The organism is Paenibacillus sp. P32E (assembly GCF_001909085.1).
GTDB lineage: Bacteria > Bacillota > Bacilli > Paenibacillales > Paenibacillaceae > Paenibacillus_AQ > Paenibacillus_AQ helianthi.
The window spans coordinates 118771-143490 of the sequence record NZ_LVYY01000001.1 but is presented as its reverse complement, the minus strand read 5'-3'; the positions used below and the strand labels follow the sequence as shown (position 1 = coordinate 143490).

The 24720-nt window shown below is 57.8% G+C and carries 3 protein-coding genes (1 of these 3 only partly in view); all 3 read right to left on the bottom strand.

Annotated elements, in window-relative coordinates; genetic code table 11:
• Positions 1 to 49: 49 nt before the first annotated feature.
• Tightly spaced (at most 45 nt apart), the 3 genes in view from A3848_RS00420 to A3848_RS31520 form a layout consistent with a single transcriptional unit that may run on beyond the window.
• A complete protein-coding gene (locus A3848_RS00420; protein ID WP_074082883.1) occupies positions 50 to 2920 on the bottom strand; it encodes a beta-ketoacyl synthase N-terminal-like domain-containing protein in 2871 nt (956 codons plus the stop codon).
• Positions 2921 to 2965: 45 nt separating this feature from the next.
• Complete coding sequence (locus tag A3848_RS00415) at positions 2966 to 19723, bottom strand: non-ribosomal peptide synthetase (protein WP_074082882.1); 16758 nt, start codon at positions 19721 to 19723, stop codon at positions 2966 to 2968.
• Positions 19713 to 24720: the end of a non-ribosomal peptide synthetase gene (locus A3848_RS31520; RefSeq protein WP_143192313.1), read on the bottom strand. Its footprint extends 17789 nt past the window's final position; 5008 of the gene's 22797 nt are visible here — the last part of the coding sequence; the start codon falls outside the window, past its right edge; the stop codon is at positions 19713 to 19715. The genes A3848_RS00415 and A3848_RS31520 overlap by 11 nt, the downstream gene beginning before the upstream one ends.

Here is a 24720-nt window from a genome sequence, read left to right as displayed (position 1 = left end):
AGTGAAAGGCTCACTGCAAGACATGTATGCGAAGGCGGGAGGACCGTCCTTAAGGAAGCACCGTCTCGCCGTGAAGCTTCCGGTTCAAAGATTCGAACAAAGCATCCAGCTGTTCCGTTTCTAAAGATTCGATCTCGGGCTCCGGGCAGGTGCCTGTGATCGCCTTCCGCAGCTCCTCCTGTCCGGGATCGGATACGATGCGCGCCGCCAGATCCTTGATACAGCGGCTCTCTCCCAACACCTCCATCGGAAGCGTCAGCCCCAGCTCATTCTCCACCTCATATTTGAATTTCATTGCCATGATGGAATCGAAGCCGAATTCCTGCAGCTCCTTGTCCATGCGAAGCTCCTCCGGACGGATTCCCAGCATGGAGCTGATTCTGTCCCCGAAATACCGGCTGGCGGCTTCCTCCGGCCCGATGGATTCCTGGACAGTGAACGTTGAGCGCTTCTCCGTCTCCCCTGAAGCAGAAGGCACTCCCTCCCGGCTCCGGTTAAGCTCCCCTGACCGGGCTATCCAATACCGCTGCTTCGCAAACCTGTAGGTCGGGAGGCGCAACCGGGATCTGGCTCCTGCCGGGTGGAGCTTCGCCCACTCTACAGAAACACCGTTCACCCATAACTTGGCAATGGTGAACCATTGCTTGCTCTGCAGAAGCATATCGACATACAAGCGGCTGGTTGCATCCTGGCTCATTAAATCGCAAATGCCTTGCTTGACCGTTGGAGGCGCCGTCTCAAAGATGCCGTCCTCGCTTTCGGGCGCTTGTCCGCTTGCATAGAGCCGGGCCTTCTCCACAAATTCCTCGGCGGTTTGAATCACAAAAGCAACTCGCTCCTCCATCTCGTCACGGCCCGTCTGCAAGGTGTAGGCGGCATTCCGAAGCTCAAAACGGTGATCGTCCTCAGCAAATGCTGCCGTGGCCTTCACAATCTCCCGCAAGCTGTCTTTGGTTTTGGCCGAGAATACCATCACGACCGGTTCGTCCGTACCCGCAGGCTCCGGCGAAGCCGGCTGTTCGTATTCCCCGATAATGATGTGGGCGTTAACCCCTCCCGCGCCGAACACATTGATACCAGCCACACGCGGAAGCTTCCGGTTGCTTGCATCCACCGGCTGCCGCCACTCCTGTCTCTCGCGAACAATGTAGAACGGGCTATCGTCCAGTTGGATAAACGGGTTTAATTCACCGCAATGAATGCTGGGCGGCAGCTCCTTGGCTCTGAGCGCCAAGATTACCTTCAGCAGACTAGCCATCCCTGATGCCGCCTCCAGATGTCCGGCGTTGGATTTAACCGAGCCCAAGCCGCATGCGGGTGCAGGCACAGTTGGTGTCCCCCGCTGCTTGCCCAGCTCCGCGAATGCATTCTTGATCCCCTCCAGCTCCACGGTATCGCCCAGCGTGGTCGCTGTGCCGTGAACCTCGATATAGGAAACGGCAGACGGATCAATACCGCCCCTGGCAACCGCATCTTTAATCACTGCGGCCTGTCCGCTTGGATTGGGCGCTGTAAATGACTTGGACCGTCCGCTATGATTGACGGCGGTTCCCCTGATTACAGCATAAATCAGGTCACGGTCCGCTTCCGCCTGGGCCAGCGGCTTCAACAGCAGCGCCCCGATACCTTCCCCCCGGACAAAGCCGTCTGCCTGCTTGTCGAAGGTACTGCAGCGTCCTGACTTGCTGAGCATCCCTGCCTTGTCAAAGGCTGCCATACTGCGTGGAGAGGCCAGTAAATTTACTCCTCCTGCCACTGCAAGCCTGCATTCGCCGGCCTGCAAGGACATTACGGCCCGGTGAAGAGCCACCGCCGAGCTGGAGCATGCGGTGTCCACCGCCTCGCTGGGACCATGGAAATCGAAAATATAGGAGGTCCGGTTGGCAATCAGAAAGTGCGCATTCGATACGATCGAATGCGCATCCACAGGAAGTCCCGACTCTGCAATCAAATCGGTGTATTCATTGTTGGTAACACCGACGAAAACCCCGGTCTGGCTGCCGGCCAGCGACGACGGGCTATAGCCCGCATCTTCGATGGTCTGCCACACCGTTTCAAGAAACTTGCGCTGCTGAGGATCAAGCAGCAGCGCTTCATTCGGCGACATCCTGAAGAAGAGAGGGTCAAAAGAGGCAGCATCCTTAAGGAAGCCGCCCCATTTGCATTGCGATTTGTTCGTTTCCTTCATCGGATCGCCGTAAAATGCCTGCCAATCCCAACGTTCCGAAGGAATTTCCGTTATAAGATCATTCCCCTTGACGAGATGGTCCCAGAATTCCTCCAGATTGTCGGATTGGGGCATCACCCCTCCGATGCCAATGATTGCAACCGCCCCGCAAGGTTGCGGTTCATCCATTGTAACCCTTTCGTTCAAAGCCGGCGCCGGCCGGGCCTCTTCGGGCAGATCGCCACCGGCCGACTGTGAGGCAAGCGGCTCCTCCCGCAAGCCGGTTACACGGGCAACTGTTCGGAAAGGGTTCACCGCCTTGGCGGTATTGACCGGCACGAAGCCGCTGTCTTTCAGCGCTTCTCCCGCAGAGCTTGCAGCCGACGGTTGCGTTTTACGGAATACAAGCTCCGGCTCTGCGGCAATGTCCTTGCTTCCAAGGTTTGAAGATTTGGCAGACCCTGAAGGCTCGGAATAGCATACCGCCAGCTCCTGCGGATACTTGGCACAGAGCTGCTGTGCAATAGAATGTACAGTGATTTCTTTCATTTCAAAAAAAAGAGCCGGTGTAAGCTTAAGTCCCAGCTTCTTATTCAGATTATTCGTCAACTCCGTCAGGGTTATGGAATCAAATCCGTACTTTTCCAGCTCCGTATGGTGCAAAATCTCCTGCTCGCTAAGACTGCAAATAGTCACAATTGACTGAATAAGATCTTTGGTTACTTTTACCGAAAGATTAATTTGGGCATCCAACGTATAACCCCTCCTCTTCCTCCAAGTATTTCCTTACGCTCTGCCTCATGATCCGATAAGCACGGCCTTCATTCTGTCCCGGTTGCCGTAAAGCACCATCAGCTGCTCCTCGTCAGACCCCAGACATTCCTCGAATAAGCGGATTCCCTGTTCATGGCTAAGGGGCAACAACCCCAGTGTTTGTTTCATGAAACGCCTGGTTGCCTCATCGACCGGTATGCCGCCGTCCTCCCACAATGGCCAATTGATGGAGACGGTTTTACCGTAACGCTTATGCTCCATGCGCAGCGCTTCCCGTTTGCGGGCAAAATGGTCTAGGAAGCTGTTGGCATAGGCATAGTCACATTGCCCAACGTTGCCGATCTCGCCCGATATCGAGGAGAACAGGACGAACAGATCCAGCGGCTCATCCCGCAACGCCTCATCCAGATAAACCGCGCCGGAAATTTTGGGCTCCAGCACATCCATGATATCCTCACGCTGCTTGCGGAGGGCGATAGAATCCCGGATAATGCCAGCACAGTGGAGAATTCCGTTAATCCGGCCGAACTGGGCTTTGGCCTGTCTCAGCACGAATCCCACATCCGCTTGTTCGGATATATCTCCGCTCACATAGACCGCCTGGCCTCCCGCCCGTTCCAATTCAGCAAGCTTGGCCGCAATCCCCTCGTTCATAGCCGTTCTGCCGTTCAATACCAGCCTAGCATGGTAACTTTTGGCCAGATGCAGGGCGACCTGAAACCCTATGCCGCCCGCGCCCCCCGTAATCAAATAAACGCCGTTCTCCCTCAAGGGCGTGGTGTTTACGTGTGACGGCTCGTAAATCTCAAGCTTTCTCACCTGCCGCACAACGCCGAGATAACGCACCTCACGCTCAGGTCCGCCGCTGGTAAGCTCCCGCAGAAGAATTTCCGGAAGCAGCTCCGGGGCATCCGGGTCCATACCGACGGAACGGCCGAGCCAGTGTCTGTTCTCAAGATATAAGCTTTTGTAAAAGCCGCCGACGGCCGCGCCTGCAGGCTCATCCCGCCGATACAGATGAACCATCCGGACCTCACGGTCCGAATCGGCAGCGACAGCAGCCCTGCTCACATAGAAGAGTGACAACAGGCCGCGATCAAGCTGGTCGGTCGGGGAAATGCTCTCGCCCCGTGCTTCAAGCGACCACATGTGTACGATATGTGAGTAGCCCGGAGCCACTTCCTCCAGCTCTTCAAATAATTGGCGGTATTCCTCTTCATATAACGGATTTATCCGATAGCTGTCGTTCCCCATGCGCCTAAAGCGATCTCCCGGCTTCACAAGAATGACCCGTTGGCCCGTCGCTGCGGACAATGTCCCGCATAAGCTGCTGTCATCATGGAACAGCACGATCGGACCCTCCACGGGAACGTCATCCTGCTCCCTGTGCTTCTCCTCCCAAGCAGGACGGTACAGGAGGGATTGGCCGTTACCACGCCGGATAAGCGGCCTCACGCTGTAGTCCTTAATCTTGACTCGCACGTTCCCCTCGGAATCGATCAGACTTACATCCAGCCTCAGCACCTCTTCTTCGCATGCAGAGGACGAGAACGAGGCATACACCAGACAGTGCTCCGGCAATTCACCGTAGATTTCAAGACTGCCAATCGCAAACGGGATGTACGGACTTTCCTTTTGAGCATGGCGGTTGGCCAGAAAGCCCGCAGTCTGCAGCGCCCCCTCCATCAGGACGGGATGCAGCAGGAATGAATGGAAATCCTGCTGCAAGCGGTCAGGCAAATGAATGCTCGCGAGCGCCTCATCACCGTAAAAGGAGATTCGACGCAGCGGCTTGAAGGTTGTGCCATAGGCAAATCCGGCACCCTCAAACAAATGGTAAAATTCGTTCTGCTCCATTTCCGTGCGGCACCGCCGGGCGATTCCCTGCAGATCTAAACGTTCGGACGGAACATCCGGCAGTGCCCCGTAGTGAATCTCGCCTTGGGAGCTGACCGTTCCGTCTTCCAGGCTAATCCTGAAGTCGTAGCCCGCTGCCGACTGATGAATGGAGGTCCATGCTTCGACAGGCTCTCCCGTCAATTGCAGCGGCTGAATCAGCGTGACGTTGGCCAAGCCGGTCACATGCTGGTACGGATGTGCCAATTCCCCGGCCATGCGGGCCATCTCCAGGTGGACCACACCGGGCAGAATCATGCGGCCGTCAACGATATGATCCTGCAGATAGAACGCTTCCGCCCGCAGCAGCTTCTTATAGCACTGGCGGACTAAATTCGATTCATTGCTGTCGATGAGTGCGGTCAGAGCCGCCTGCGGGACAACGGCAGGCGGCTCTCCCGACCCGGCGGACACCTCCGCCAGCGGTTCCACCCAATAGCGTTGGCGGGAGAACGGATATGCGGGCAGCTGTACTCTTCCGGGCAAGCCGGAAGGATACAGCCGGTTCCATTCGCTGAAATCAGCGCCTTGCGCCCACAAGGCAGCGAGCCGCTCCAGCTCTTCGGGAAGCTTCAGTTGTGCCACTTCTGCCTCCAGGTCGTCTTCGGACCTGTGAGCCCCCCTACCTTGCGATGAGCTGATGCCGGAATCTCCAGCCGCTGCTCCGTCAAGGTATGCTTCAAGCTTGGCCTGCAGATCCTCCAGGTCCTCGGCGATAAAGGCAAGTCTTGCTTCCATGGCCTCTCTGCCCGTTTGCAGCGTGTACGCAATCTGCCGCAGACTGACACCTGCAGCAGCTCCCCTGTGCCGGCCGAAGCGGCGCTTCACAGATGCTGTGGCAGCAAGGATTCGCACCAGCTCCTTAATGCGGCATTCCGGCCGCCATTCCATGCTCTCCATTCCTGGGCCGAACCGCTCCTCCACCGCTTCCCCCAACCGGGCAAGCAGAATGGTGTCCAAGCCGCACTCCATAAGCTGAGTTTCGCCATCCAGGTCCTCGCCTGAAATTCCGGCAATCTCGGCGACCAGTTGCTGCACCTCGCCGGTAAGGATAGCCTGCAGCCTTGCTGCAGCGTGGCCGGACTCCCCGGTCCCGCTCTGCTTCAAGAACCGGCTCAACGATTCCGCGTATTCCCGCAGCCGCTCTTCGTTGCGTGCAGACAGAGTAATCAGCACATCTTCCCGATCAGGCTCCGGCAGACAAGCGCCGGTGTATTCTTCCAATACAACATGGGCATTCACTCCGCTGAATCCGAAGGAGCTGATGCCGGCCCGGTAAGGAAGCTCGCGGCCGGTGTTGTCCTTGATCCGGCTCCAGGGCTGCGTCTCTTTGACCAGATAGAACGGACTGCCGGTTAGCTGAATATACGGATTGATCTCGTCAAAATGAAGGAGGCCCGGTAAAACCCCGCGTTTCATCGCCCCGACAATTTTCAGGATTCCGGCTACCCCCGCCGCCGTCTCCAGATGACCGGCGTTCGTCTTCAAAGTGCCAATGCCGATATGCGGGCCGTTATACGTGCGGCTCCACTTGCCGTACAGTTGTTTAAACGCTGCCTTCAAACCGTTAATCTCCACCGGATCACCTAAGGCAGTGCCAGTTCCATGGGCTTCGATATAGCCGACGGTGCCCGGATCGATCGCTGCCTTTTCATAAGCGGCTGCGACGACATTGGCCTGCGCCTTCGGGTTGGGCGCTGTGAGGGACCCGGCTTTGCCGCCGTGGTTGACAGCGGTTCCCCGAACGACGCCGTAGATGTGGTCTCCATCCCGAACGGCCTGGTTCAGAGGCTTCAGCAGCAGAATTCCCGCTCCTTCGCCGCGGACCGTACCGCTCGCATCCTTGTCGAACGTCCTGCACTTGCCGTCGGGACTCAAGATGCCGACGCTGTCGAACGAAACATACAAGGAGGGGCTTGCAATGACATTAATGCCCCCGGCCAGAGCTAAATCGCATTCGCCGTTGCCCAGGCATTCAACCGCACGGTGCACAGCGACGAGCGAGCTGGAGCAAGCCGTATCGATCGGCTCACTTGGACCGTGAAGATCCAGCAGGAAGGAGATCCGGCCGGTGAGCACGTTATGGGCATTGCCCGTCAGCGCTTGCGCTTCGCTCTCGACAACTCCCTTGGCCAATACGTCGGCATAATCATGTCCTGCCACGCCGATGAACACTCCTGTATTGCTGCCGGCCAGTTGCCTTGGATTATAGCCCGCATCCTCAATGGCGCTCCAGACAAGCTGGAGACTAAGCCGCTGCTGCGGGTCCATCAGATTGGCTTCCCTGGGAGAGATGCCGAAGAAGCCCGGATCGAAGGTATCCATGTGCTTCATGAACCCGCCCCAGATAATATTCGTTGTGCCCGGTTCATCCGGGTTATTCTTATAGTAGCGCCGCCAGTCCCAGCGATCTGCGGGAATCTCGCTTACAAGATTTTCGCCTGCTTCGAGCTTGCTCCAAAAGTCCTCCAGATCCGCCGAGCCCGGCAGCATCGCGCTTATCCCGATGATGGCGACTGCCCCATTCTCCGCCGCACCGGTATCGGCCAACGGATCGTCCGCCTCCTTCCGTTCCTCCAGCACAATCCCTGCCTTGGCCTGCGCCTCACGCATATGCGCCGCTGCTCGCCCTCCCGGCTCCTTTTCGCTTGCCGCGGCAATCGCCCCGGCAGGGCTGAGAAGCTCTGCACCGGCTAAATAAGCGGTGCACTGCTGCGTATACTCATTCGCCAGATATTCCGACAACGCGCCAATAGTCGGGTATTCGAAGAACAGCGTCGGGTAAAGCTCCACATCCAGATCGCTTGCGATTGTCTGCGATAGGTTAACCAGCACCATCGAAGTGGCACCCATGTCCATAAAGTTCTTCTCCGGCTTGAGCGACCATGCAGGCACCTGCAAAATTCCGGCAAGCTTCCCGGCAATATAGCTTCTGACCGCCGGGATCGGTCCACCCGTCTCTGCCGCCTCCTCCGGCTCTCCGGCCGAAACGGCCGCAAACACCGGATCCTTCCTGCGCCTGTCGTCCTCATCGGTTCTCACTCTTTTGGCGACAAAGCCCTCCAGCCTTACCAAAGGGGCTCCCGTTTCGTCATACAGCGTCAGATCCACCTCCCACATTTCTTCATTGCTCTTAACCGGCTGCACCCGGCTGTAACAAATGCCCGACGGCGGCCGGAAGACGGTTATTCTCTTGACCATCAGGGGAATGAACGGCTCCGGCTCTCCGCTATCCTCCAGCAGCGCGAACCGGGTAACCATCGCTCCGTCCAGATAAGCCGGATGAACGAAGTACCGCTGCCCGTCCCGCAGCATTTCATCTGTGAGCCTGAGCTTGCCTACCGCCTCGCCCCCGCATACATACGCTTCGGCTACCGTCTGGAGAGCCGGTCCGTATACGCCGGGCTTCTTCCTTGTGTAGATGTCTCCGGCAGTATACGTCCGGTCACTGCGGCGGATGAAGTCCTCCACATCCAGGGGCGGCGGCTCCGCTTCATAGGAGAAGTAATACTCTCCCCGCGCCGCTTTCCTTGGTCCGCTGTGCACTCCGCCGGAATACACGCTGGCAAAGGCAGCGCCGTCCATCTGAATACCGACCTCCACCCACTCATCCCGCTCCACGATAACCGGCTCTATCAGCAGAAGGTTGCGGATATGCGCCTGAGGTCTATCGGGATACGCCTTCCGGGCTGCCTCAAGTGCCAGGCTGCAATGGGTAACGCCCAACATCACCTGCTTCCCGAATGTAACATGGTCGCGCAGATAAGGTTCATTGTATCTGAAGGTGCGGGTGTAGACGCCGGTTCCCGAACGCTCCCCGGCAGGCCGTTCAACCGGCGGCAGCAGAAGGCCGTCCCCGTTCTTACCGGATTTCAACCAGTGCCGGACCCGCTCGAACGGATACCCCGGCAGCGTCGCAAGCGCCGGTGTGCCGTGTGCATACAGGGCAGGCCAGTCGATTCGACTGCCGGCCAGCCACAGCCGGGCCAATTGCGGCAGATTCCGTTCCTGAATAGCTGCGCTTACCGCTTCATCATCCGTCTCGAAATCCGGCTCCGCGCCCCCGCACAGCATGCCGGTATAATCGCCGGTGGAGGCCTGACGAAGCATGTGCAGAAGGTTCTCCCTGGATTCTGCAATAAAGGCCAATCTTCTGTCCATGTGGTACCTGGACTTTTGCAGCGTATACGCAATCTCCCCGAGTGAATGCTCGGAATGCTCCTGTAGATACGCATACAGGTTGGCTGCATAGGCATGGAGTCTTGCATCCTTCTTGGCGGAGAGCACAATCAGATGCGGCTGTTCTCCGTATCCGGGCCGCTCGGCAGCCGTATGCTCTTCCACAATTACATGGGCGTTGGCTCCGCCGGCGCCAAATGAGCTGACGCCCGCCCGCCGTGGGAGCACCGTCCCAGCAATGACCGGAGCCTTCCATTCCTCAAGCACCAACTGAAGGCGGAACGGGGTCCGTTCAAGCTTCAAATAGGAATTCGGATTCTCAGCATGCAGGGTGGGCACAAGCTGCCGATGCTTCAGCTGAAGCAGCACTTTCGTCAGGGCGGATACTCCGGCAGCTGCTTCCAGATGGCCGATATTCGATTTGACCGACCCGATTGCGCAATACTGCCGATCTGCACCGCCAGGAAGGAAACCTTTGGTCAAGCCGCTGATTTCTACGGCATCTCCCAGAGCTGTGCCTGTTCCATGGGCCTCCAGACAGCTGATGGTCCGTGGATCGACTTGTGCCCGTTCCAGCGCCTCCGCAATCAAAGCACCCTGCACCGCCGGATTGGGCGACATGAAGGCTCCGGCATTTCCGGTCGAATTAACGGCCGTGCCTTTGATTACCCCGTAGATCCGGTCTCCGTCCCGCACAGCCAGCTCAAGCGGCTTCAGCAGCACGCTTCCGGCTCCTTCTCCGACAACAAAGCCGTCTGCCTCCCCGCTGAAGGTTCGTGTCTTGTCGTCCGAGCTGAGGTTGTGCAGATTGGACAACCGCTGCAAATGTCTCGGATGCAGGATCAGATTAATCCCTCCGACGACCGCCGTATTGCATTCTCCGCGACGGATGCTCTCGCAGGCCAGATGCAGAGCCGTTAACGAGGACGAGCAAGCGGAGTCCACGGCAAAGCTCGGTCCCTTGAAATCAAAGTAATGGGAGATGCGGTTGGCGATCAGCCAATACGAGGATTGAGCATGGCTGTTAGCGCCCTCTGCCGAAGCCAGCGCCCCCATCATCCCATAAGTCCCATACATAACACCGAGAAAAACACCTGTTTTCAGTCCCTGCTCCGACAATGACCGGTACGGATACCCCGCATCTTCAAGCAGATGCCAAGTCAGCTCCAGCATGATGCGCTCTTGAGGGTCCATCTCTGCCGCATACCCTGCATTGAATTCAAAGAACTCGGCATCAAATTTGTCAGGGTCCGCAATAAAAGCGCCCCATTTGCTGTAGCTCTTGTCCGCAGAAGAGCCGGACGGATCATAATGGGCCGACCAGTCCCAACGGTCCGGCGGAATTTCCGCAACGCAGTTCTTGCCGGCGGCAAGGTTATCCCAGAATTGATCCAGCGAATCGGCATGCGGGTAACGGCCGGCTAGTCCGATTACAGCGATTTCCCCCGTCCCCGCTGCAGCAGGAGCATGACTGCCCGTCGCCGGTATGTCGGCAGGCTGTTCCCGGAGTGAGCCGCGCCATGTTGTGTGGATTGGCTCCTGCACAGCAGCTGTCGGCGGCTCCTTCGTAAACCTATCGGGCAGGTCGTTCTCATGTACAACCGGCGCAGCAGCTTCCGCAGGCTCCTTGGTGAAGCTGCGTTCAACCTGTTCCTGGTGATGCTCCATAAAATAGGCGGCTAGCATCCTAAGCGTGGTGTTCTCAAACAATACTGTGCCGGATACTTGTCCGAACTTCTCTTCGAACAGCTTATTCAGCTCGATGATAATCAGGGAATCGACCCCGTATTTCTCAAAAGGCACATCCGGCTTCAGCGCCGACGGAGCGATCTTCAGCACCGCAGCGAACATTTCGCGCAGCTCCTCCAGAACGTTCTGCTCCGCAGCGGGAGCCGGGCTTCCCTGTACGACGGCCGGCTCCGGCCGGACTTCAGCAGCGGCAGGCAGCGCTGCCTTGGGCGGCACCGGTTCGGTTGCCGGATGGAGCTGTGTCGGCTGCGGCAGGCGGGCGACACCGTCGCTCTCCGCCACAATAATGCTCTGGCTCCTGTCCTCCCCTTCCCGCTGCAGCAAATCAACCAGTCGGGTATGGCGGAAGCCGCATAATCCGAGCACCTCCTTCCATTGCCTTGGGCTCAACAGCGGAGATCCCGGAATCCGCTTCTCGGGATCTTCAAACAGCCACCAGCCGGTCGTTAAGCCGAAGGTCAGTGTTGAGAATACCTGAAGGGAGGTCAGCTCGTTCAGAATAAGCTGCCCCCCCGTTCTCAGCAGTCTTTTCACATGGCCGAGAGCCCGCTGAATATCCCCCGTTGCGTGAATGGCGTTGGAGGCGAAGCAGATATCCATCGAATCCGGCTCAAAGCCCTGGGCTTCGATGTCCTTCTCAATATCCAGCGTTCGGAACAGTCCGAACCCGCTGGTCTCCCCGTACTGCTTCTCTCCGTACCGGGTAAACCCAGGGGATATGTCTGTATAGTAGTATTCAATCTGCTCCCGCAAATCCTTAAGGGCATCGAAAACAAAAACACTGGTGCCCCCTGTTCCCGCACCGATTTCCAATACTTTGACGACCTCGCCCGGATTGGCCTTCAGGCGGGCTTCAACGATCCGGCGGATTAGCGAAGCTACGGTCTTGTTGTAATAATCCACCAGCGCATTGCCTTTGTAGATCGGCTCTACCCGCGATTTGGAGCCGTCCGGGAACAGCACCTGCATGTGGTCCAGCTTGCCGGTCAGCACTTCGGGATACGCCTCCAGGCACGTATCGAGCAGCGCAACGTAAGGGCTCAGCAGCGGATAGGCCTCAAGCATGTCCTGTTGGCTCGGCTGCGCTGTCTCCGGCTGGTCCAATCGTGGCAGCATCGCGGCCGAATTCCCGGCCAGCAGCATGTAGCCGCGCCCGGCCAGCATACGCACGATCGCATCGAACAGCCGGTCGTATGCCGGAATGATTCCCAGACGTTCCCGCAGTCCGCTTATGCTATGCGATTCACCGGAATGCTGCGAACCGCCCATTCTCCGAATTACGCCGGCCAGCCTATGCATGCCGTATGCTTCCACATTGCGGAATCCGGCGATGAGCCGGTCCACCTCCGCGGTTCCCGTCGGTTCCGGAGCCGGCGGCAGGGCGAGGGAGGCTGCGGGAGATGATGGCCGATGCGCGATCAGCTTCAGCTCCGGATCATATCCCAGCACCTCCAGTATCCGCGGAGAGGCTTTGATGACAATCACCTGCTCCACCGGACTCGCAAGGACCCGTTCGATCGTCTCCATGCCTTCACCGGTGTGGATGCCGGTCATTCCAAGTGAATTGAGGCGCTCTACATAATTTTTGCCCGCCACTATTCCGGTTTCGCTCCAGTAGCTCCAGTTGATTAGCTTAACCGGGAAGCGGGCCGCAGAGGATACCGCTTGAGCGAACAGGTCCTGGAACCTGGAGCCTGCCGCGTAATTGCTCTGCCCTGCGCTCCTGAGAAACGAACTGGTGGAGGAGAAGAAGAGCATGAAATCAAGCGGCGCTTCCTTGAATACATGGTAAAGGGCCGCCGTGCCTGCAACTTTGGGCGCGAGCACCTCCCGCAGAACGGACTCGGACATGGATTCAATGGTCTGGTCCCGCAGCGTAAGGGCGGAATGGATAACTCCGTCGATTGTGCCGAAACGCTCCACCGCCTGTGCCGCCGCCAGTCCCAATTGTGCAGCGTCGCTGGCATCCGCCTGAAGGTAGACGGCTTCTCCGCCTTTGGCTTCAATGCTCCGGATTGCATGTCCGATTTCTTCGTCCAGCGTACGTCTTCCCACCCAGACCAACCGGGCCCGGTATTGGGCCGCCAAGTATTCGCTCAAGCTTCGACCGATGCCGCCTGCACCGCCCACGATAAAATACACTCCCTGCTGCTTGAAGGCACTATGGGCGGCAGGAGGCAGCTCCAGCCCGTATACAGCTTGCCGGTACAGCCGATCGCCCCGCAGTGCGGTCAGCCCCTCTCCTTCACTGACATCCTGTGTGTTATAAGCGATCAGCTTCGCCGTTAGATCCGCCGGGTCAGCTTCTTGCAAGGATATATCAAGATGGCGAATGCGCCAGGCCGGATATTCCGCTGCCGCCCCCATAGCAAAGCCGATCAGAGACGCAGCCCCCGGATTCGCAGTCTCCGTTCCCGTGACGAGCGCCGCCTGGTTGGTCACAATAAGCAGCCTGAGCGGCTGTCTGGTCCTTTCCCGCTTGCCCAGCGCCTGGATGAGCCGGAACAACGCGATAACCCCCTGCTCCTCCAGCTCCCGTATCCTGTTCAAGTCAGCCGGTCCATAGACGCAAGCATGCAGCCCGCCCAGGAAATACACCTGATCGACGGGGCCGATGGCCTCGAGCAAAGGCTCGAACGCCTGCGGATCGGCTGTATCCATCTCATACTCATGTTCGTGGACGCAGAACGTCCGCCGTCCCATACGAAGCATCTTCGCATTCGGGAACCGCTGTCTGAACTCAGGTGCAAGCTCTACCGGTAGCTGCGGCGCAATGACCAGAACTTGTTCATGTCCGGTTAGGGCTGCGCTGGAATCGGCCGAGCCTGCCTGCTTCCACTGCGTGGAATAATACATTCCGGACGCAGGCTGCTTCACTCCCCGTGACATCAGCTCCGTGAAGGCAACGCATACGTTGCCCTTATCATCCAGAATGGCCAGGTGGAATGAATGCTCGCCGTTTCTCTGCACATAGGCGTAACATTCAGCGGTAAGCGGGCGAAAGAATTCCACTCGTTCGGCAGCGAACGGGATTCGGGGGGCGCCGCCCTTGTTCATAAGAATGGCCATCGTCTGCAGCGCGCCGTCCGCCAGAGATGGGTGAAGATTATATTCCTCCAGCTCATGGGCATAGTCCGCAGGAAGCTGCATGGCGCCCAGCGCCTCTTCCCCGTTGGACCATATCCGCTGCACCGACTGAAAGTAGGTCCGGTAATGAATGCCTGCATCACGGATAAGACGGTAAAAAGGCTCCCGTTCATGCACTGTCCGGCAACGCGCCTGAATGTCCGGAATGGACACCTGCCTGCTTTCCTGAACTTCGGAGGCCTTGCCGATGGTGCCTTGGGCATGCAGCATTCCCTCTGTGCCGCCGCTGCGCACCTCATAGCCGAATTGCTGCTCCCCGCGCTCCTTGAGAAGCACGTAGACATCCAGCTGCTCCTCTGCAACAGTCAGCGGCTGGAGCCACGCCAGCTTCGACAGGACAAACGGGCCGGATCTGAACATGGACGCCGCCTGATGCACCATTTCAAGGTAGCCTACGCCGGGCATGATCTCCATGCCGTTTACTTCATGGTCCTTCAGGATCGGCTCGCGTCCGTTGAACGTTTTGTGGAAGCAGACCGCCGCATCGCCCGGCGCCGGATACACCCGGTCGATCAACGGGGCCTTTCTGGCGGCGGGTTTCAGCAGCTCGTTGAAATCCACCGGCAGCTTAAAGGCTGTCCGGGCAAAAGGATACACCGGCAGCGGCAGCTTGCCCGGCTTGGTTCCGTACAGCAGCTTCCAGTCGATCCGTGCTCCGTCGGCCCACAGAGAGGCCAGCTTCCGGTACCGCTTGTTCTTTATCAGCATACGGACGTAATCCGCTCCTTCGGAGCCCTCCAGCAACTGATGGACGCTCTGTCCATCGCCACCGGCGCTTCCCCGGAACAGATTGCCCGCCGGAGCATGCCCGTCGATAAATGAGATCAGCATTTCTTGCAGCTCATCCAGTGAATGAACTGACAGCGCAAGGCGTTCCTCGAACTCCTCACGGCCCGTTTGCAACGTAAATGCGAGCTTACTCAAGGGAATGGAGCTGACCGCTTGAGCATTCTCCAGGAAGTTCAGCAGCCTTTCCGCATACTCCCGGAGAGCCTCTGCGGTTTGGGCGGACAGAACGATCAGGAACTCTCCGCCGGTGTCGTCGCTGACCACGCTGTCAGGCTGCATGAATTCCTCGATGACGATATGGGCATTCACTCCGCCGAAGCCGAAGGAGCTGACCCCGGCACGGAATGGAATATCCCTTCCATCCTTGCCCGTAAGCCGCTTCCAGGCCTGTGTGCCGCGCACCAGATAGAACGGGGAGCGCTCCAGCTCAATCAGCGGATTAGGCTCGCTCAGCTGCGGATTGCCCGGTATCGTCCGGTGCTTCATCGCCAACAGCACCTTCAGCAGACCGGCAATTCCTGCGGTAGCCTCAAGGTGGCCAATGTTCGCTTTCACTGAACCGATGGCGCAGTAAGGCTCTGCGTCCTTGCTGCCGCCGCTCCAATGCCCCAAGGTGTCGAACGCTTTTTGGATTCCGTTAATCTCGATCGGATCACCGAGCGCCGTCCCGGTTCCATGAGCTTCCAGATAGGTAACGGTGGAGGAATCAATCCCTGCCTTCCGGTAAGCCTGGACCAGCAGATCCGCTTGGGCGTTGACATTCGGGGAGGTCAAAGAATTAGTACGACCGCCGTGATTCTCCGCCGAGGCGCAGATGACCCCGTGAATGTGGTCGCCGTCCGCAACCGCCTGAGCCAGCGGCTTTAACAACACGGCCGCAATGCCTTCGCCGCGGACATAGCCGTTGGCGCTTTGGTCGAAGGCCCGGCAGCGTCCGTCCGGACTCAGCATATCCGTTTTGCTCAGGGCAATGTGAGCAAAGGGGCTGAGGATCAGATTGACGCCTCCGGCGATAGCCATGGAGCATTCGCCGTTCAGGATGGCGGCAACCGCTCTATGTACTGCAACCAGCGAGCTGGAGCATGCTGTATCGACAACGGCGCTGGGTCCATGGAAATTGAACAGATAGGAAACCCGGTTCGGGATGACGGTGCGGGACAGCCCTGAAATGGAATGGGCGTTGATCGCTTTGCCGCTGGACTGCAGCACATCCAGAAAATCGGTTCCTGTGCAGCCGACAAAAACTCCCGTATCCGACCCCGACAGCTCGGACAGCCTGTAACCGGCATTCTCGAAGGTCTCCCAGACCACTTCCAGAAACAGCCGCTGCTGCGGGTCCATAATCTCGGCTTCTCTAGGCGATATCCCGAAGAACAGGGAGTCGAAATGGTCTACGCCGGACATGAATCCGCCCCATTTGGAATGGCTCTTATTGCTGCTTCTCTTGGAATCTCCGTAGAACGAATGGTAATCCCAGCGGTCCTCCGGAATTTCCGTAACCAAATCTGCACAGCGCTCCAGGTTATTCCAGAAGTCCTGCAGAGTGGGTGAACCGGGCAGCCGCGCCGACATGCCGACGATGGCAATCCGGTTGTCCTCCCGGTCTTGTTCGGCAGCCGCGCCGGCATTACCGGACAGCACCGCCCCGGCTTCGCCTGGCGCTGCCGCACGCCGGTCCCCTTCCGCCTCCGCCGGAGCCTGCCCGGCAGCCTCCAGCACCGGCTCGGAGCGGAGTGCCGGGACAATGCCGACCTGTTCCGACAAGTAGGCGGCGATGTTGTCAATCGTGCTGTATTCGTAGAACAGTGTCGCATTTATTTTGATACCAAAAAGACGGTTGACTGCAACCCCAAGGTCCGTAAACGAGATGGAATCGAAGCCGTAATTGCCGATTGGCACATTTGTGTCGATTTCGTCCGGGTCCAGCTCCATTATGCCGGCGATCGCCCGGATCAGCCCGCCTTTCATATCCTCTGCCGCAATTTCGGAGCCTCTCGGTTCCGTTGGTCCCGGCTGTTCCGCAGCAGCCGCTGTCCCGATCCCCCGAAGATCTGCAAGCGGTGCCGTTGACAATGTTTTCCGGTCAATTTTGTTGTTCAAGGTGTGCGGATATGTCTCAACGGCAATATAATGGGCGGGAATCATATAGTCCGGCAGCACTTCGGCCAACCGCTTCTTAAGCAGCGCCGCTTCCGGCTCCGCCGCATTTCCGGTTATGAGAAAAGCCGTCAATGGCCTGCGTTCACCTTCATTGCGGAGCACTACAACCGCATCCTGCACCCCGCCGATCCCTTTCAATGCGGTTTCAATTTCACTCAGCTCGATGCGGTAACCGCGAATCTTCACCTGATTGTCCATCCGCCCTAAGTATTCAATGGTTCCGTCCGCTCTGTAACAGGCCAGATCTCCCGTCTTATAGAGCCGCTTCCCGGTTCCGCCGTCCAGACTGTGGACAATGAATTTAGCGTCCGTATCCTTCCGGTTATTCCAATACCCATTGGCGAGACCATATCCGCCGATATGCAGCTCTCCTGCTACTCCCGGCGGACAAGGCTGCAGCCTCTGATCCAGCACATACATCTGCGTGTTGGCGATCGGATGACCCAGGCTGATCGGCGAGCCGCCGCTGACCTTCAGGACCGACGACCAAATTGTCGTCTCGGTAGGTCCATACATATTCCACACTTCTCCGGCCCGCTCCAACAGCTGATCGGCCAATCCGGGAGACAACGCTTCCCCTCCGCACAGTAGCTTGAAAGGTCTGCTTCCGCTCCAGCCGGCCTTGAGCAGCATGCTCCAGGTAGCCGGAGTGGCCTGCATGACGGTAAACCCGCCTTCTTCAATCCGGTCCTTCAGCGCAATTCCGTCCTTAGCCACATGCGAGGGCACAAGCTCCACAACCCCGCCGCAAACCAGGGGCAGAAGCAATTCCAGATAGGCAATGTCAAAGCACACGGTGGTGACGGCAAGCAGATGATCCCTTGCTCCGAATCCCGGCGCTTCGGCCATTGAGCACAGAAAGTTCGTCAGCCCTTGATGTGCCACCTCGACCCCTTTCGGACGTCCGGTGGAGCCGGATGTGAAAATGACGTAGGCCGCATCCTTCGGATCATGCTCTCGGGACGGCTTGCCGTAACTCCCGGCCGCCGCTTCAATGCCGGACCACTCGGAGTCCACGGCAAGCCCGGTGGCAGCTCCTTCCGGCAGCAGGCTTAACAGACCGGCCTCGCTGATAACACAGCAAGTTTTGCTGTCTTCAAGCATCATCCGGATGCGGTCTGGCGGATAGAGCGGGTCCAGCGGCACAAAGCCGGCTCCGCTTTTCAGCACCCCGATCAATGCCGTCAGCAGGTTAACCGACCGCTCCATAAATACGCCAACCAACCGGCCTCTGCCGATCCCCCTGGACTGGAGATAAGATGCCAGAACATCGCTTCTTCGATCCAGTTCCCCGTAGGTCAGCGCTTGTCCGCCTGAAATTACCGCTGTGGCAGCGGGAGCCGCCTCTGCCTGCTCTGCGAACAAACAGGCGGCGCTCTTGTCAATCGGATAGGTGCATTCCGTATGGTTCAGCTTGTCCAGCATCCCGGTTGCTTCCATAGGCTCCATAATGCCGATCTCCGACAGACAAAGCTCCGTATCCGCAACGCAGGCCGACAGCACATTGACATAGTGCCCGTTCATCCGCTCAATCGTACGGTCCTCGAACAGATCCGGGTTGTACTTCCAGTACAGCCGGTATCCGTCCCCCAGGTCCATAATCTCCAGAGTCAAATCGAATTCGCCCTCCTGGCGAAGCCCTTCATACGGGCCAGCAATCAAGGCAGATGCCTTGTTGAGACCCGGCTGCTCCAGCCAGTTCTGGTAATAGAATGCCGTATTAAACAGAGACTGGACCGACTTATCCTGTCTGCGCATATCCTGAAGCAGCGTGAAATACGGATAGTCGCTGTTCTCAAGCGCTTCAAACACGGCTTGTTTGACATTACGAAGCAGGTCAATGAAGCGGGAATGCTCATTTAGCTTGCTTCGGATGACCACCATGTTCATGAAATAGCCGATCACCCGCTCGAAATAGGCCTCCGGCCTTCCCGCCATCGGAGTCCCCACCGGGATATCCTCGGACTGGCTGTACCGGTAGAGCAGTGTTGTATAAGCGGACAACATCACCATAAATGGAGTAAAACCATGCTGGGCAGCCAGTTCACGAACCCTCTCTGCGGTATCTCCGGGCAGCGGATACGCCTGGCTCTTGCCGGAGAAGCCCGGAGAGGCCGGCCGCTGCTTGTCATACGGGAGTTCGATATGGCCTTGCCCCCCGTTCAGCTTGCCGAGCCAATACTGCTTCTGCGCTTCTCCTTCTCTGCCGGCCAAGAATGCCCGCTGCCACCGCACATAATCACCGTAATCCAGTTCGTCGCTTCCGGGACTGCCGTTCCCGCCGGACAGCTCCGCCTGATAACAGGCTTCCAGCTCCTCTACAAGAATCTGGGAAGATATTCCGTCAAATATGATGTGGTGGATGTTGAAAAATAACAAATGCGCACCATCCGGCCGCCGATACAGCCGTACCTTGAACAGCGGACCGTTCTCCAGCTCAAACGGGCTGCGTGCCTCCTCCTTCATCAAGACCTCCAGCTGCTCCTCCGTCATCCGGGCGGTGTCCTGCTCCAGCATATCGATTGGCAGCCCGGCATCCGTATGTTGCAACGGATTGCCGTCTGTGACGGCAATCCGGGTTGACAGGATGGTCCGGCGCTTCACCAGAAGGCCAACCGCCCGCTTCAGTGCCGGAAGATCGGCTTCCGGCCGCAACCGGAAGACCAAGGGCGTATTGTACGCGTAATTGTCCCTGGAGAGCTGATAGATGACCCATAACGCTTTTTGTCCTTCGGATAAAGGGTATCCCGCTGCTTCGTCCCGCTCCGGTTCAGCGGCTTCCCACGATTCTTGTCTGCACATCTCCAATGCTTCTTCGTCAGACAGCTCCGATGCCAACTGGTACAAATCTTCAAGCTTCATCTCGCTTAGAGCCACCTCTCGTTTCAGTTTTGACAAGCTTTTGGTGGAGCCTGCTTGCTTCGGCTGCGGTAAGTCTTCCCGCTTTTACCCCCGCAAGCAGCATGCGGAACACCTCCGCTGCACCATCGCTGCCACCTTCTCTGCGCTGGTCAGCTTCGGTCAATCCGTTGCTGCTCCAGATCCCTTCATCCGCTAAATGTTGCGCCAGCTTATGAACGGTCGGATGTTCGTACAAGGCGCTGACCGGTATTTTTGTCCCAAGCCGTTCTTTCAGTTTATTTACAAAGCGCATTCCGCTTAACGAGTCAAAACCAAACCTGTGGAACGGCAAATCGGCATCTAGCTCTTCAACCGGAATTTTGACAATATCGGCGACCAGCTGTTTCACCAGCTCTGCAAGTGTGTATCCTTCAGGCCGTTCAGGCTTGCTGCCCGCTGCCACCTCTTCCGGGGGAGCGATCCTGCCGCCCGGCTCTGCACCTGTCCATGATTCTGTAATCCAGCAGCGTTTACGCTCAAAAGGGTACGACGGCAGCGGAACACGGCGGGCCTGACTCAGCTGCGGGAACGAGCGGGCTTCGATCTGCGCACCGTTCACCCACATCTGTGCGAGCCCACCCAGATCTCCGCGTTCCCAAGCCCGCTGCACATCGTCTGCCTCCTCCTTCCCGGATATCCCGTCCATAGGGTCGAGTGTTCCGTAATAAATCCCCCACTTGCGGCGGCTTCCCTCCAGGACAAGCTCCAGCTTCTTCAGCAGATCCGCTCTGCTCTCTGCAACGATTGCCACTCTGCTCTCCATCCCTTCGCGTCCGCTCAGCAGCGTATAAGCGATATCCGCAGCCGGTAGGCTTGGATGATTCGCGATGAAGCTGTACATTCGGCGCGTATGCTCCATGAGCCGCTCATCATTCTTGGCTGACCATACGAACAACAGCGGCCAGGTATCCACTCTTTCGCTGCCGCCAGGCTGAGCTACCCTGTACTCTTCCACGACCAGTGCGGCATTGGAGCCTCCGGCACCGAATGAAACGATCAATGAGCGGAGAGGCTCACCGGGGGAAGGCTCCCATTCCTGGAGCGATTGTTGAAGGTATAGCGGCGAACCCTCAAGCTTAATATCCGGATTCAACGGATCGGCGCTGATGGTCGGCACCAAGGTTCTGTGTTTCATCTGCAGCAGCACCTTCGTCAGCTGGGAGATCCCCGAGGCCGCTTCCAAATGGCCGATATTGGCCTTCACCGTTCCGAGCGAAATACTGCCCGGTCGGCTGCCCAACTCCTTAAACGCTTTGATAAGGGCATGGATCTCGATCATATCGCCAAGCGGAGAACCATTGGCGGCAGATTCCACATAACGAAGCGTGTCTATCGGAATGCCGGCCTCTTGCACGGCTCTCGTTACGAGCGCTGCCTGCGCATTGGGGTTTGGCATGGTGAAGCTGTTCGTTTTCCCTCCATGATTGGAGCAACTGCTCTTGATGACGCCATAAATGACATCGCCGTCTTTGACCGCCTCGGACAACGGCTTCAGAAGTACGGCTCCCGCCCCTTCCCCCATGACGTAGCCGTCACCGTCGCTTAAGCTTTTGCTGCGGTCGGCGCTTCCGATCATCCGGGTCTGGCTCAGCCCCAAATACTTGTCAGGCAACAATGTCAGATTGATGCCTCCGGCAACGGCGCTCAAGCATTCTCCCCGCCTGATGCTCTCACAGGCCAGGTGTATAGCATGCAGGGAAGACGAGCAAGCCGTATCAATCACCATGCTCGGCGCCTGAAAGTTAAAGAAATAGGAGATCCGGTTCGCGATCGACCAATAGGAGGTGCTGGCGAGCAGGCTCCCAACCTCCAAATGTCTGGCTGCCCAAGGATAATGCTTGTACATCGTACCCACGAACACGCCCACAGAGCTTCCCAGCGTTTCTCTTGTATAACCTGCGTCTTCCATCGTTGCCCAGACCGTCTCCAGCATCAGGCGTTCCTGCGGGTCCATCAGCTCCGCCTCTGCCGGAGAAATATTAAAGAACAACGGATCAAACCGGTCTACACCGTCGATGAAACCGCCCCATTTGGAATAGCTTTTCCCCTGAACCTCCTGGTCGGCATCATAATAAATGTCTCCGTCCCACCGCTCCTGCGGCACCTCGGTAATACAGTTGGTCCCGCTTTTCAACCGCTCCCAGAATTCATCCAGGTCCGCTGCAGAGGGATACTTGCCGCTCACGCCTACGATCGCAATCTCCTGACCGTCACGCCGGTCTGCCGGCTGAACAACGTTATGCTGTCCGGTATAATCCGGGAGCGTCGGTTCTGCAGCTTCGGCCGGCACATGCACTTCAGTCGACGGTTCGGCTGCCACAGCAGCTTCATGCAGCATATCCAGATGCTCCCGCAACGGCAGCTCATAATGCTCGGTAAAATAATCTGCCAGTTGGCCCAAGGTCTGCAGCTCAAAAAACATCACCTTGGACATAGAAGGAAGGTAAGCCTCCAACTCCGTGCTGACTTTCATGAGCATGATGGAATCAAGGCCGTACCTTTCGAAGGGAACCCGCTCCTGGAAGGTATCGACCGCAATCCCGCTGATCTTGGCAAATACCTCTGTCAGCATAAGCAGCGTCCGCTCCCGCAAGCCAGTCGAATCGGCCGCCTCCCGGCTGACGGCTTCTGCCGACAGATCAGCGGCCTCCGCAGGGGCAGGGACGGCAACGTCGGCCGCAGCCGGACCTTGCTCTGCTCTGCCGATGCCAAACACGGCTGCGATTTGATTCCGGTTCCCGCTGAACACAGTAACATGGGCTTCCCCGGAATGAAGCCCCGCCTCCAGGATGCTGCAGGCTGAAGCGGTGTCCATCGCTCCCATGCCCGTCAGCTCCAGCATCTGTTTTTCGGCGGAAGCATCTATCGTCATTCCCCCGTCGCGCCAAAGCGGCCAGTTGACAGATAACGATTTGCCGTGACGCTGCCCCTTCCGGCGAAGGCTCTCCCTCCATACCGCAAAGTGATCCAAAAAGTGGTTGGCATAAGCATAATCGCTTTGTCCCACATTCCCTATCTGGCCTGAAATCGAAGAGAAGAGGACAAACAAGTCAAGCGGCAGGTCACGGGTATACGTGTCCAGATGGAGGAGTCCATCGATTTTGGGAGCGAGCACCTGCCGCATTTGCTCTTCAGTTTTACGCGTCAAATAAGCATCGCGGATTGTCCCGGCCAGGTGCAGCACACCATGGATGCTTCCGAAACACCGTATCGTTTCTTCGATGACGAAGGCCACATCGCTTCCGTTGGTAATATCCTTGTTCCAATACAGGATTTCGCCGCCCAGCTCCTCCAGCTCCCGCAGCTCCCGCTCCTTCTCCCCATCGAGCGGAGAACGGCCAAACACGACTATCCGGGCTTGATAGACCGACAACAGATGCTTGCACACCAACCGGCCTACGCCCCCTAAGCCGCCGCTGATAATATAGACCCCGCCGTTACGGAACGGCGACGGCCCCTTTCCGTTGAGGGGAAGGCCGCATTCGATCAGCTTGCCGGTCAGCCTGCGCCCATTCTGATAACGGACTACTTCTACCTCAGCCGGCTTCGCTTCCCGCCTTAGCTCCGCAGCCGCTTGTGCAGCCAGAAGATCCGGCTGGTCTGAGCTTAAGGAAATGCACGCCAGCAGGCGGTTCTCCAGCGCCATACTTTTGAGCAGCGCGCTTGCAGCGGCGTGGTATACCTCGGTCTCCTGCGGTTCCCGGTGGACCGGATAGGCGAACACAAGCTGCAGCGGCAGCGGCTTCATGATTTGTCCAAAGGACTGCATCATATAGGCCAGTGAATAGAACCCGGACTCTACAGCAGACAGCCCGGCCTGGCCATCCGTCAGCATGCTCAGCAGGCTGTCCGGCTGTATTCCCCGCTCCTGCAGCACTCTCCAGAGAGCCTCATAATCCCGGCGGTTCACCGGATTGATCCGGTACTCCAGCTTGCCGCATGCCGCAAATTCAGTTCCGGGCATAACGGCAATCAGGCATTCGGTACCAGGCAGCTTATCCTTGACCTGAAGCAAGGCCTCTTCGCCGGATACGAATACGACGGCAGTTCTCGGCCGCTCCTCTCTGCCATCCCCATTCAACGGCGCTTCGATCCAACGGCTGCGGGTGAACAGGAAGCTGTCCGTATGCTGCGGTCCAGGCTGAAGGAATGCCGCTTTTTTGGCAAAGTCCGTAAACTCTGCGCAGACACGGCCCGCTTCGTCAAGCAGCCGAATATGATATTTCTTGAACGTCTGCCCAACCGCTGCATCCAAACCGCCTGCACCTGCCGGAGTTACATACACGTACCCTTTCTCCGGCAGCGGACGGTACCAATACAGCTCTGCCAGGCTGAAGGGCAGATATGCCGTATCGCCGGCTTCTTCAAGTCCGGAGACCATTGTGCTTTGCAGCGCGCCATCCATAATCGACGGGTGCAGCATATACTTTGCATCCCAAGACCTACACTCTTTAGGTATAATCCAATTGGAGAGCGCTTTCATTTCATTTTTATGCACTTTTTGGATACTCCGCATAGCGGGACCGTAGGAGAAACCCTTCCGCTGCGCCTGCTCGTAGAAATCCTTCCCCGTCTCTTCTGAGCCGCATTGGCGAATAAGCTCTGCAAGCGGCAGATTGTCGGGCTCCTTACGGCTCTGCCTCCCCAGCAGAACCCGGCCCTGACAATGAACGATTTCGCTCCCGTCTGCCTGCAGGCTGGAGATTACAAAGTTAAGCCTTTCCGAATCCCGTTCAAGCCCGGAGAAGGAAACAGACAGCTCCCTGCCCCCCTCCGGCACGGTCAACGGCTGAACCCATACCACATCCTGCAATCCCGCAACCGCTTGTTCGGCGGCGAGTTCACCCAGCGCTCTGGCCATCTCCAGGTAGATGACACCGGGAGCAATCATGCCGCCGTGTATGCGGTGATCCCGGATGAACGGGGCGGTGCTGCGGAGTGTCGAAAGAAATTTTACC

What these genes read in the sequence shown, in the direction of transcription:
- A3848_RS00415 (WP_074082882.1), bottom strand. Translation starts at nt 19,723, where the DNA reads ATGAAGCTTGAAGATTTGTACCAGTTGGCATCGGAGCTGTCTGACGAA.